Source organism: Shimia sp., assembly GCF_965227725.1.
Lineage (GTDB): Bacteria > Pseudomonadota > Alphaproteobacteria > Rhodobacterales > Rhodobacteraceae > Shimia.
This window is the reverse complement of the sequence record NZ_CBDDGH010000001.1, coordinates 679959-692263: the sequence shown is the minus strand read 5'-3', so window position 1 is coordinate 692263 and position 12305 is coordinate 679959. Positions and strand designations below refer to the sequence as shown.

Genomic DNA, 12305 nt, shown 5'->3' with positions numbered 1-12305 from the left:
GTTGGGGCAAAATGGCAAAGCTACCTGAGATCGCATCGCTGTGGATCGGCGGACGCCTGTCGTGGCTGGAACAACTGTGTCTCAAATCCTTTGCCGACGCAGGGCATCACACGACACTTTACAGCTATGAAGAAATCCCCAACGTGCCCGAAGGGGTGCACACCGCCGACGCAGGCGAGATTTTTCCCGGCGAGCCGATGTATCGCCACGTGCGCACCGGCAGCCCGGCCATTCACGCCGACATCTGGCGGCTGAACCTGCTCAAAAAGACCGATAAGATCTGGGTGGATGCCGATATCTATTGCTACCGGCCGTTCAACTACACCCGCCAATCGATCTTTGGCTGGGAGAAAGAGGGCCTCTTGTGCAACGCGGTACTGGGGCTGCCCAAAAGCTCCAGAGCGCTCAACGCCATGTTGGATTTCTTTGAAGACGAATATGCCATCGGCCCCTGGCTGAAGCCGTGGCAGCAACGCGAATTGCAGGCCGAAAAGGACGCCGGGCGTCCGGTGCATATGACGGCGCAAAACTGGGGGTTCACCGGCCCTGCGGCGGTCACCTATTTCCTCAACCAGTCCGGGGAAATCAAATACGCCGAGCCGGAAGCGGCGTTTTATCCGGTGTCTTTCAAAGACCGGAACAAGATGATCCAAAGCCGGTTTGACATCGAAAAAGACTGGCTGACAGAAGACACCCGTGGCGTGCATTTCTGGGCGCGCCGGATGAAGCCGCGTTTGGAGGAAAAGGAAGACAACCGCCCCCGGCGCGGCTCCTTCATGCACGGTTTGCTCAAAAAGCACGACATTGATCCCGACGCGGCCCTGATCCTGCCAAAGAAGAAAGCCCCTGATGCTTCTGGCACGGCAAACAGCCCATCCGAAACCTCCGCATCTCTTCCGCAAACAGAGCCAATCGCCAATGTGAGCCCCGTTCTGGCAAAGCCCAAAGCCGCCGCCCTGCCGGACGCGCTTGATATTTCCAAAGTCGAGACAAAATCTGCCGCGCCAAGCCGGTCTGATTGGAAGCGCAACCTGCAAGAAGTCGGCGCTGAGCAGGGCTTCTTTGAGGAATTGGGAGCGGAGCACTCCGCGCTCTATATCGAGCAGGGCAAGACGCTGATTGTCACCTTCGAAAATCTGGATCACGTGTATGAGGATAGCGCGGAGCGGATGCCCTGGGGGCATAACTTTGTTACCTCGCGCGGCTGGTCGATGCTTGGCCTGATGGCGCACGGCTGGACCTGGTATCGCGACGAGGCGGTGTTCGATTTCTTTGACCGTCTGCGAGACGAAGGCTTTTTTGAGCAGTTCGACAAGGTCGTGTTCTACGGCGCCTCAATGGGGGCCTATGCAGCGGCGGCCTTTTCCTCTGCAGCCCCCGGTGCCACGGTCATCTGCATCTCTCCGCAGGCCACGCTGGATCGTGAAACCGCAAGCTGGGAAACACGCTACCGCCGCGCATGGCACCGCGACTTTGGCGGGCGCTATGGCTATGCTCCCGATCTGATTTCAGAGGCCAAAGAGGTGAACCTCTTTTATGATCCGCGCATGCCAGCCGATGCGATGCACGCAGCGCTCTTTCGGGGGGACAACCTGCGCAAATATCGCTGCCGCTTCATGGGGCACCGGATTGCATCGCTGTGGATCCTGATGGGGCTGCTGAAACCGGTGATCGAGAAATGTGTGGCAGGCGAAATGAATGCCAGCACCTTCTACGGGCTCATGCGGCAGCGCCGTGAAGTGCCGCGTTATCAGAAAGAGATGTTGCAGACGCTCAACAAAGATGGCCGTCCATGGATGATCGCCAGCTATTGCGAGGCGGTCTTGGCGCGGCGGCGTGGGCCACATTTCCGCAAAGCTCTGCGCGCGGCGCGCGCAAAGCTCTGATCCGTTCTAAGTGAGATAGCTTACAGCTTAGGCGTCGCGCAATGTGTCGCCAAAGCTGATCGTCGGGGCGAGGGTCACAGTTGAGTCCTTGTCTTTGCCCTCGGTGCGCGCGGCAATGATTTCAGCCGCCTTGATGCCGATTTCGCGGCGGCAGGCATCCATGGTCGCCAACTGGCGCGGCAGACCTTGCAGCAGTTCCACACCGTTAAAGCCCGCAAGCCCGATCTGGCCGGGCACATCAATGCCCTTCTCCAGCAGGTAAAGCAGCCCGCCCGCGCCGATCATGTCATTGCTGTAGTAGATGAAATCCACATCCGGGCTGCGCTCCAGCACCGCTTGGGTCATCTCGCGGCCCTTAGCGAGTGCAGAGCCGCCAGAGTAAAACTCGCGATCAACCACCTCGACGCCGGATTTGGCGAGCACTTCGGTAAAGCCCTCAAAGCGTTTGCGCGCCCGGTGGTCTAGCGGCATCTTGGTGCCAAGGAAGGCAATCTTCTTGTAGCCGGCCTTCAGAATCGCCGCCGCCATCTCGCGCCCGGCGCGGCGGTGTGAAATGCCCACCATCGCGTCCACAGGTTCGCCGTCGGTGTCCATGATTTCCACCACCGGAATGCCGCTCGCGTTCAGCATCGCGCGGGAGGCTTCGGTGTGCTCAAGCCCGGCAATGATCACCCCGGAAGGCCGCCAGGACAGCATTTCATACAGGACTTTCTCTTCCTTTTCAGGGAGATAGTCGGTCACGCCCACAACGGGTTGCAGCTCGGTGTCTTCCAGAACCTGACTGATCCCGCTCAAAACTTCCGGAAACACCATGTTGGATAACGACGGGATGATCACCGCCACAAGGTTCACGCGCTGACTGGCCAGCGCCCCGGCAATTTTGTTGGGAACGTAACCGAGTTCTTTGGCTGCGGAGAGCACCTTTTCTCTTGTCGCCGGAGAAACATCACCACGGTTTCGAAGCACGCGGCTGACTGTCATTTCAGACACCCCCGAGGCTTCAGATACATCACGAAGGGTCAAAGAGCGATTTTGTTGAGTCACAGACAGTCATCCCCATAAGGTCATGGGAATGTTACCGCGATCATAAGCGCAGGTTCAAGCGTCTGCCGCTGTGAGACGTCGCGCAATTTAGCAATCTGCGAGCTTATCGGCGGAGACCGCGAAGCAGGAGACCGGCTCTTTTACGTTGCGCAGGGTGATATCGCCCAAGGGTTTGCGGTCCAGATCATGGCGGGCCACCTCGTCAGACACGACAATCCGATGGCCAACTTTCTTGCCAAAATCCCCAAGTCGCGCAGCCACATTGGCAGGGCGGCCGATCACTGTGAAATCCAGACGTTCGCGCGATCCGACATTGCCATAAGTGACCCGCCCATAGGAGATGCCGATGGAACAGTCACAACAGCGCGGCGGATCTTCATCGCGCAGCGCTTCGAGTTGTTGCACAATCTCACGGGCGGCCTGCAAGGCCTCTGCCCCCGCATCCGCGCCGTCCTCCGTGTCGGGGAAAACCGCCAGCACAGCGTCGCCGATGAATTTCAGGACTTCACCGCCATGGGCTTCGACAATGGCTGATGTGGTCTCAAAGAAGGTGTTGAGCAGATCAATATACGCGGCGCGGCCAAGCTCTTCTTCCATGCGGGTGGAATCGCGCAGGTCACAGAACATGATCGCCGCATCAATATCGTCCCCATCCCCGCGCCGGATTTCGCCTCCCAGCACGCGCGCACCGGTGCGCGCACCAACATAGGTTTCCAGCAGCGATTGCGCGTTTTCTTTCTGTGTGAAGACTTCAAAGAACCGGCTTATCACGCTTGAGACCTCAAAGATCAGCCCGAGGTTTGCGGTGGTGAACCCTTTGGGGTGATCGCTGGTCAGGGTCAGCACGTTGATTTGCCCGTTGGAGAAAATCAGCGGCATCGCCACATAATCCGTCGCCCCTTCAGCCCGCAGCTCATCCATGATGGGGAACTTCATATCAAGGCCCGGCACGTCAAGCTTCTGGCGCACCCCGCCCAGCCCTTGAGAGACATGATAGAGCGGGCTGTTGGTGTAAGCGGGATGTTCATGCAGATCGTAAGAAGGCGTGTAAGTGACGATTTCATCCGCGTCCCGCGTCCAGATATAGTGACGCCCAGCGATCATCGGATGCAGCGACCAGATCATCGCGGACATCCGTTTGACGGCAATGCCGCTCTCTTCCATCTTCCGGCCCAAGGCGCCGATGAAGTCTTGCGGCGTGGTTTCAAACGCAGCGCCGCGCATCAGCCAATCCACCAGAGGGCCCGTGATATTGCCATCCGCAACCGGTTCCAGCTCGGCCCCGCCAAAGTCCACCTCAACACCCGCATTCGGCATAAAGCCGATATGGCCGTTGATGGCGCGGCTTTCTGGCATGGCGTCGTCATAGGACCACACACCATTGGAGATGGTTTCCCCATCCATCAGAATGTCGCGATAACGCGCGGTGCCTTTGAACGGGCAAAAGGTTTTCAGCTCGTTTTGGTCTGACAGCGCCACAAGGATGTCATCGCGTGGTATGTATATCTGCGGCTCCAGGCGCGTCTCATACATGACCTTGGCGCGCGCGCTTTGCGCCAGCACCACGCCGTCGCGCAGCACTTTTACAGTTGCATCTATCGGTTTGATGTCGAGGCCGTAACCGGCGTTTGCCCCAAATCGTGAGCCTTCCATAGCAAGATCTCTCCCTGCCGCGCGTGGTCCGTCCCAATGTGGTGTGTGAACAAAGGGTAAACAAGCCCTCACGGGGCGGTTTCAACAACTTTTGTACAACAGACCGGCTCAACGGCTGCTGCCGCAGGGCGCGGGCAGGGGGCTAGAAGGAGGGTTAGAGCACCTCGATCACATCCTTGTCGATCGACAGAACATAGCCTTTGCGCGCGATGTTTTTCACCAAAAGCTGGCTCACCATCTGATTGCCCAAAGAATCCCTGAGCCGCTTGATCCGCGTCGCCCCTGCCGCCTCATCGCAGTCTGCTGATGGTTTGCCGGAGATCACACTTTCCAGCGCAATGCCTGAAAGCACCTCGTCATCCATCCGCGCCTCCGCCAGCACCGAAAGTGTTTCCATGGCGGCATCGGTCAGTTTGAAGCCCATCTCGTTGAGGTAAACGGTCTTCTCTTCGCGGCTGACGATCAGTGAGGTGACCTGAATGCCGGCTCGCTCGATCTGCGCCATGCGCCGGTTCAGCATCATCAGCGCCACAAGGCACACAAGGGCTGCGATCATCATCGCGGTGGCAAACACCAGCAACACGAGGATCACCAGGCGATAGCTTGAAAGCGTGTCAGCAAAGGCCGTGCCCGATTGCGCAAGGATTTCCAGAAGCTTGATTTCCGCTTGGCCGGTGAGCGCGTCATTCTCCATGAACAACTGCTCCACCCGCGCGTTAAACGCGTTGGCATCCGGCAAGGTCAGAAGCAGGACAGCCGCGCAAATCAACAGGATCGAGACAACCGCCCCAACCCCGAAAATCACAATCCGCCCGCCGCTGCGCCGCGTTTCAATAACGGAGGTAGAATTGTCCTGCACTGTCTTTTTTCCCGGAGAGTTTTGAGGCGTCAAACACGGAAAGGACGTTTAACAGCGTCCACCCGTCCTGCCCAATGCGCGCGGCAACTTCCCGCTTGGCAGAGGCTTTGTCACAGCTGCCCTGCAGCGCAACGACACCATAGTGCAGCCGCAACGGGCCGTCCTTTTTGGCTTTGTAGTCGGCATAGCAATCCGCCGCGCTTGCCAGATTGGGCAGGGCGAGGGAGGCCGCAAGAGCTGCCGCACAAATCGGGTATCTGATCCTGTTTTTCATGGCGCAACACTGCTCTTTGCACGTTTGATATTCAATAACCAATCCGCATTTGTGACCGGATATAGGATAACAACACCCTGATATTGTACGATTTTCACATCCTGACGGAAACAGAAGATGTCTTCCGGTCAACGCACCGGTCTCATCGAACAAAAACCGCAGAGGATGTTGTTATGACTTCAAAAACTTTCATTGCCGCCGTGCTGAGCGCCGCGCTCGTGATCACCGGCCTTTCTGCTCCCCGCGCGCATGCCTTGGATGAAGACGCGATTGGTGCATTGCTGTTTGGCGGCTTGGCTCTGGCGGTCATCGGGGCGGCGGTGGCCGACCACAAGGACGATAAGAAAGAGAAGCCGCGCTACACCTACCAGCCGAGCAAAGCCGAACAGCCCAAGAAGGCAAAGAAAGCAAAGAAGGCCAAGCACAAGCATAAGTCCTGGCTGCCAAGTCATTGCTCCAAACGGTTTGAAACCCACCGCGGCAAAGTCATTCAGGCCTACGGTCAGCGGTGCCTGTTCCGCGCGGAATACCCTGCCTATCGGTTGCCCGAGAAATGCTATTTCCAGGCGCGTGGCGAGCACCGTACGATCTCCGGCTATCGCACGAATTGCCTTGATCGCAACGGCTACCAAGTGGTGTGGCGTTAATCGGTCCCATCGAGCAGGGAACGGCCGAGACAGGGCGGCCACTGGCTGGACGGCGCGAGGGGCTGTCCAGCCTTTTTTGTTGCGAAATGGACGCGAAGATGATTGTCACAGTGCCCATGACAACACCTGATTTTTTGCTGGAAGAGGCCGCCCTCAGCGGTGGTGCAACACGTGTGGCAGGCGTGGATGAAGTGGGGCGAGGCCCATTGGCCGGGCCGGTGACGGCGGCGGCTGTGGTGCTTGATCCAAACAACATCCCCGAGGGGTTGAACGACTCCAAGAAACTCTCCGCCAAACGGCGCGATGCTTTGGCCGAAGAGATCTTGAAGGTGGCCGATGTCTGCATCGCCCACGCCTCGGTCGAGGAGATCGACGAACACAACATCTTGCGTGCCAGTCATATCGCCATGGAGCGGGCTGTGGCCGGATTGGCCGTGGCTCCGGATCATCTGTTGATCGACGGCAACATGATCCCGCGCGGATTGACGCTGAAATCGGAGGCAATTGTCAAAGGCGACGCCAAATCTCTGTCCATCGCAGCGGCTTCTATTGTTGCCAAAACAGTGCGTGATCACATCATGATGGATTTGGCGCAACAGTTTCCGGGCTATGGGTGGGAAACCAACGCCGGATACCCGTCCAAAAGCCACAAAGCGGCTTTGCTGGAGCTGGGGATAACCCCACACCATAGACGTTCTTTCAAACCTATCCACAACATGTTGTATCAAGCTAAAAACTAACGTCTTGATTCAAAAAAGAAATTGACGCCGAATCTCGTTTGACTCAAACTTATCCACATCAACGAGCGCACTAAAAAAACCGCGCCGTAATGAGGCAGAGAATGAAAACGATGACAAAAGCGAAGGGCGCATCCGCGCTCCCGATCAATAGTATATTGTCTGGTGACTGTATCGAGGTGATGAACAGTCTGCCGGAAAACTCTATCGACCTGATTTTTGCTGACCCGCCCTATAACCTTCAGTTGAAGGGCGAGTTGCACCGTCCCGACAATTCCAAAGTCGACGCTGTCGATGATGAATGGGATCAGTTTTCCAGTTTCGCAGCGTATGACAAATTCACCCGCGAATGGCTGAAAGCGGCGCGTCGCCTGCTCAAGCCAAACGGCGCAATCTGGGTGATTGGCAGCTACCACAATGTGTTCCGCATGGGTGCTGAGCTGCAAAACCAGGGCTTCTGGATTTTGAACGATGTGGTTTGGCGCAAATCCAACCCGATGCCGAACTTCCGCGGCAAGCGTTTCACCAACGCCCATGAGACCATGATCTGGGCCTCCAAATCCGAAGGCGCCAAATACACCTTCAACTACGAAGCGCTCAAAGCGCTCAACGAAGGTGTGCAGATGCGCTCTGACTGGGTGCTTCCGATCTGCACCGGCCATGAGCGTCTGAAAGACGAAAACGGCGACAAGGCGCATCCAACCCAGAAACCGGAGAGCCTGCTGCACCGCGTTCTGATTGGCGCGACCAACCCGGGTGACGTTGTGCTCGATCCGTTCTTCGGCACGGGCACCACCGGTGCTGTGGCCAAGATGTTGGGTCGTGAATTCATCGGCATCGAGCGCGAGGCGGCTTACCGCAAGGTGGCGCAGAAACGCATCGCCAATGTGCGCAAGTTTGACCGTGAGGCACTTCAGGTGACCACCTCCAAGCGCGCAGAGCCACGTGTCCCATTTGGCCAGCTGGTCGAGCGCGGCATGCTGCGTCCGGGCGAAGAGCTTTATTCGCTCAATGGCCGCTACAAAGCCAAGGTCCGCGCGGATGGCACCCTGATTGGTGGCGACATCAAAGGCTCCATCCACCAGGTTGGCGCACATCTTGAAGGCGCGCCCAGCTGCAACGGCTGGACCTACTGGTCTTACAAACGCGAAGGCAAAAAAGTGCCGATCGATCTTCTGCGTCAACAGATCCGCGCAGAGATGGCCACACGCCCGAACTAAGGGCAACGCATTCAGAAGACAGGAAAAAACCGGTAGAATACCGCCGGTGCCTGTTGCCGAACTGACTGAACAGGCACCAAGACTTCCCCGCCGGAAACGGCGGGGCTTTTTGATCTTTAAAGCGTTTCGAGATTAAGTGGCGACACAACTTGATGTCGTAGCGCCCATGACGTCGATACGTTTCGAGCGTTTCGGCTTATTGTCAGATCTCAACACCAAATCGAAACATTTTGGGGTGTGTAAGCATCTCGCGAATACCTATCTAAGAGAACGAGACGGAGGGCTCTGAAGATGACAGAGGGCGTAAGATCAGACCCCGGCGACGACATCGCACATGCAAGCGGTGGCGAGGCTGACCGCGAGGACCGCTACACCGAGGCTGTGCTGGAGCATCACAAACGCGAAGGTCTCGCGCTTGCGGTAAAGGCACGCTGGTGGGCGATGGGTGTTGTGGCCGTCTTCCTGCTGTTTGTCGCCCCGTGGCCAGAAGTCCTTTATTATCACTTCATATTGATGGTGCTCTGCGCCAATGGCTGGCTCATCCAGCGCGTGGGCCGCGTCGGTCAATCGCGCACAGAGCTGCTGCTGATCTTTTTTGATCTCTTGATCATGACCATTGGCATCGTCGGTCCCAACCCGTTGGGAGAGCATGACTGGCCCTCTGCCATGCGCTTTCAATATGACAATTTCCAATATTTCTATCTGATCCTGGCGGCGGGCACGCTGGCCTATTCCTGGCGCACGGTGATTGCGATTGGCACATGGACCGCGATGATCTGGTGCGCGGCGCTGGCGCTGTCGTTCTGGTTCACCGAGCCGATGGAAGCGCTTAGCGACGCGGTGATCACTGCGCTGCCAAATCATCCCGAGCTTGGGCGGATGCTCGACCCGAACAGCTTCCACCTTGATCTACGGTTTCAGGAAGCCTTTGTCTTCATTCTTGTGGCGCTCACGCTCGGCCTGACAGTGCGCCGGTTCAACACTTTGCTGCGCTCCAACGCGGCTCTGGAGCGCGAGCGCACCAATCTGTCACGCTATTTCTCTCCCAATGTGGTCGAAGAGCTGAGCCAGAATGACGAGCCGCTCAAACAGATCCGATCCCATGATATCGCTGTCCTTTTTGTGGACATCGTCGGCTTCACCGAGTTTGCCGCCGCCCGCAAACCTGAGGAAGTTATCGAGACCCTGCGCGAATTTCACGGCCTTATGGAAGGGGCAGTTTTTGCCCATGAGGGCACGCTCGACAAATATCTCGGCGACGGGTTGATGGCGACCTTTGGCACCCCAAGCCCCTCTGAGCGCGATGCGCAAAATGCGCTGCGCTGTGCGCGCCAGATGATGCGCGACGTGGATGATTGGAACAACGCCCGTATCAGCAAGGGGCTCCCGCCGCTGCGGGTCGGGTTTGGCGCGCACTACGGCCCGGCGGTTCTGGCCGACATCGGCGCCAACCGTCTGGAGTTTGCCGTGGTGGGCAACACCGTCAACGTCGCCTCCCGCCTTGAGAGCATGACCCGCGGGCTCAACGCCCGCCTTGTGATCAGCGATGGCATGCGCGCCGAAGTGCTGCGCGAGGGCGGGGATGAATGTCTGGACGGGCTGCAGAAATTCACCGATCAGGACATTCGCGGTGTCGCGGAAAAGCTCACCGTCTGGGCCTATGAGCGTCCGCGCGATCACGGCATCACCGGTTAACGCGGCATCGGGTTCTTGGCCTTGTTATAGGGCTGCCAATTGGTGATCTCGGGATAATACATCTCCCGCCATCTGCGCACGCGCGGGTTCATAACCTGCTTCCACACCGGTGGGATCATCGCTGCAACCGTCATGATCGGATAGCCAAAGGGCAGCTGCGGCGCCTCCGCATCGCTGTAGTTCTGCAGCAGCGGAAACCGCCTGTCCGGCTTGTAGTGGTGATCGGAATGACGCTGCAAATTGATCAACAGCCAGTTTGAGGCCTTATGGGCCGCATTCCAGCTGTGGTGCGGGCGCACATGCTCATATTTGCCTTCCCCCAGATGTTTCCGGGTCAGCCCGTAGTGCTCCACATAGTTCACCAGCTCCAACTGCCAGATCGCGATATAGGCCTGCCAAATGAACAGCAAAACGCCCAGCCAGCCGCCAATGATCCCGGCCAAGATCAGCATCGCCCCCTGCATCGCCCAATAGCGGAAGAAAGGGTTGGAGAGGTCGGTCCAAGGCAGATTTTTGCGCGCCAGCATCTCTTTTTCCGCGCGGAAGGCGGATTTCAGACAGCCGATCAGGACACGCGGGAAGAAGCGGTGGAACCCTTCATTGTAGCGCGCCGTGACCGGATCACGCGGCGTACCGACATAGCGGTGATGCACCAGCAGGTGCTCGCTGCGGAAATGGGAATAAAGCACCATGGCGAGCAGAAAATCCCCCAGCCAGCGTTCATATTTGGGCTTCTGATGCATCAGCTCATGGCTGTAGTTGATCCCCACAGTGCCGGTCAGCACACCCACGCCAAAAAACAGACCGATCAACGCGCCCGTGCTCAAATGATCCGCGCGGGTGGCATACCAGATCATGCCAAAAATCGTGGCAAATTGCAGCCATGGCCAGATCATGGTCACCAGCCGATACCACTTCAGGTCCGCCTCAGCAGTGTCGAGATCAGCGTTTTGCAGGTTGAGGCCTGTGACGGCGTCCAGCGCGGCAAACAGATACCATGTGGTGATTGGCACAAGCAGCACCCACCAGCCGCCCAAACCCGCGGTGATCCACACCAGAGGGATCAGCAGCAGCGAACACCAAAACGGTAAGGCACTGGAGAAACGGGCCAATTGTGCGGAGGGGATCATGGCGCAAACCTCTTTCATCGTCGCAAGGACTATGCGGGCAAGCGCGTCTTACCGCAATGCGCTCAAGCGCCGCGATAGAGATCAAACGCCTTGCGCATCGCCGTTGGCAGATCACCGGGATCAAATTCTTCAGCGTCGACAAAATGCCCGGTGACCGGCTTGCGGTCCATCGGCACCAGCGCGCTGCAGACCGTCAGGCGCAGATGGAAATGGGTAAATGTGTGCCGCGCTTCGGTGTTGAGCGTTTTCCATTCCGCTTTGATCGGGGCCTCATGGGGCGGGGCCGCCGTCTCTTGCCACTCAGATCCGGGCCAGCCCAGCATCCCACCCAGCAGCCCGCTGCCCGGTCGGCGTTCCAGCAGAAAAGCCCCGTCCACCCGGCGCGCGATATAAACCACGCCGTGGCGAATGGGTTTGGGCTTCTTGGGCGTTTTCTTGGGTAGCTCCGCCGCGGTGCCCGCCTTTTGTGCCTGACAGGGGGCGCGCCACGGGCAGATGCCACAGGCGGGGTTGCGCGGGCTGCAAATTGTCGCGCCCAGATCCATCACCGCCTGCGCATAGTCGCCGGGACGCTCCTGCGGCGTCAGGCGTTCGGCCAGCTCTGTCAGCTCCGGTTTGGCGGCGGGCAGGGGCGTGTGCACATCAAACAGCCGCGCCATCACCCGCTCCACATTGCCGTCGACCACTGTGGCGGGCTGATCAAAGGCAATCGAGGCCACCGCCCCTGCGGTATAAGGCCCGACACCGGGCAATTTCAAAAGCGCCTCGACCGTATCGGGAAACGCGCCGCCCAATTCGTTGCTCACAAAACGCGCGCATTTCAGCAGGTTGCGCGCGCGTGCGTAGTAGCCAAGTCCGGCCCATTCCGCCATGACTTCTTCATCCGCCGCCGCAGCCAGATCGTTGACCGTCGGCCAGCGCGCGGTAAACCGCTCAAAATAGTCCTTCACAGCGGCAACGGTTGTCTGTTGCAGCATAATTTCGGACATCCAGACACGATAGGGATCAGGTTTTATGCCCGTTTTGCGCTCCGCCGGGCCAATCCGCCACGGCATCTTGCGCGCATTGTGGTCATACCAAGCCAGGAGGTCGGAGCTTTGGGGCAAATCACGCAAGTTTTATCCTCGCCTAGAGTCGGTTTCGCTGGCACAGCTGGGTCG

At 58.3% G+C, this 12305-nt stretch carries 11 protein-coding genes; 5 read left to right on the top strand and 6 right to left on the bottom strand.

What is annotated here, in order from left to right; genetic code table 11:
- The first annotated feature begins 11 nt into the window (after nucleotides 1–11).
- Nucleotides 12–1886, top strand: a complete 1875-nt coding sequence (locus ACO07T_RS03375) for a hypothetical protein (protein ID WP_422048260.1) — start codon at nucleotides 12–14, stop codon at nucleotides 1884–1886.
- A gap of 27 nt (nucleotides 1887–1913) precedes the next feature.
- Here the strand turns inward: ACO07T_RS03375 and ACO07T_RS03370 are convergent, their stop codons facing one another.
- From ACO07T_RS03370 to ACO07T_RS03355, 4 genes are all read right to left on the bottom strand, one after another.
- The gene (locus ACO07T_RS03370) at nucleotides 1914–2930 is read right to left on the bottom strand and encodes a LacI family DNA-binding transcriptional regulator (protein ID WP_422048259.1); all 1017 of its coding nucleotides are present in this window, start codon (nucleotides 2928–2930) and stop codon (nucleotides 1914–1916) included.
- An 87-nt stretch (nucleotides 2931–3017) separates the two neighbouring features.
- Complete coding sequence (locus ACO07T_RS03365; RefSeq protein WP_422048258.1) at nucleotides 3018–4583, bottom strand: DUF427 domain-containing protein; 1566 nt, start codon at nucleotides 4581–4583, stop codon at nucleotides 3018–3020.
- A gap of 154 nt (nucleotides 4584–4737) precedes the next feature.
- Nucleotides 4738–5442 carry a winged helix-turn-helix domain-containing protein gene (locus ACO07T_RS03360; protein ID WP_209078399.1) on the bottom strand — a complete coding sequence of 235 codons (705 nt, stop codon included), beginning with the start codon at nucleotides 5440–5442 and terminating at the stop codon, nucleotides 4738–4740.
- Nucleotides 5414–5716 (bottom strand): hypothetical protein, encoded by a 303-nt coding sequence (locus ACO07T_RS03355; protein WP_209064631.1) that lies wholly within the window; start codon nucleotides 5714–5716, stop codon nucleotides 5414–5416. The genes ACO07T_RS03360 and ACO07T_RS03355 overlap by 29 nt, the downstream gene beginning before the upstream one ends.
- Before the next feature lie 173 nt (nucleotides 5717–5889).
- Here ACO07T_RS03355 and ACO07T_RS03350 point away from each other — a divergent pair, with 173 nt between their 5' ends.
- The 4 genes from ACO07T_RS03350 to ACO07T_RS03335 all read left to right on the top strand — a co-directional run bounded on the left by ACO07T_RS03350 (nucleotide 5890) and on the right by ACO07T_RS03335 (nucleotide 10015).
- Complete coding sequence (locus ACO07T_RS03350) at nucleotides 5890–6363, top strand: hypothetical protein (protein WP_422048257.1); 474 nt, start codon at nucleotides 5890–5892, stop codon at nucleotides 6361–6363.
- A gap of 116 nt (nucleotides 6364–6479) precedes the next feature.
- Entirely contained in the window at nucleotides 6480–7103 is a 624-nt protein-coding gene (locus ACO07T_RS03345) for a ribonuclease HII (protein ID WP_422048597.1), read from the top strand.
- A 101-nt stretch (nucleotides 7104–7204) separates the two neighbouring features.
- The gene (locus tag ACO07T_RS03340) at nucleotides 7205–8320 is read left to right on the top strand and encodes a site-specific DNA-methyltransferase (protein WP_422048256.1); all 1116 of its coding nucleotides are present in this window, start codon (nucleotides 7205–7207) and stop codon (nucleotides 8318–8320) included.
- A 291-nt stretch (nucleotides 8321–8611) separates the two neighbouring features.
- Nucleotides 8612–10015 (top strand): adenylate/guanylate cyclase domain-containing protein, encoded by a 1404-nt coding sequence (locus ACO07T_RS03335; protein WP_422048255.1) that lies wholly within the window; start codon nucleotides 8612–8614, stop codon nucleotides 10013–10015.
- Here the strand turns inward: ACO07T_RS03335 and ACO07T_RS03330 are convergent.
- Together ACO07T_RS03330 and mutY are read right to left on the bottom strand one after the other, a co-directional pair.
- Nucleotides 10012–11145: an alkane 1-monooxygenase gene (locus ACO07T_RS03330; RefSeq protein ID WP_422048254.1), complete on the bottom strand. Its 1134-nt coding sequence runs from the start codon at nucleotides 11143–11145 to the stop codon at nucleotides 10012–10014. The two genes, ACO07T_RS03335 and ACO07T_RS03330, sit on opposite strands and share 4 nt — an antisense overlap.
- Before the next feature lie 62 nt (nucleotides 11146–11207).
- Nucleotides 11208–12260, bottom strand: a complete 1053-nt coding sequence (gene mutY, locus ACO07T_RS03325; protein WP_422048253.1) for an A/G-specific adenine glycosylase — start codon at nucleotides 12258–12260, stop codon at nucleotides 11208–11210.
- Nucleotides 12261–12305: the final 45 nt, after the last annotated feature.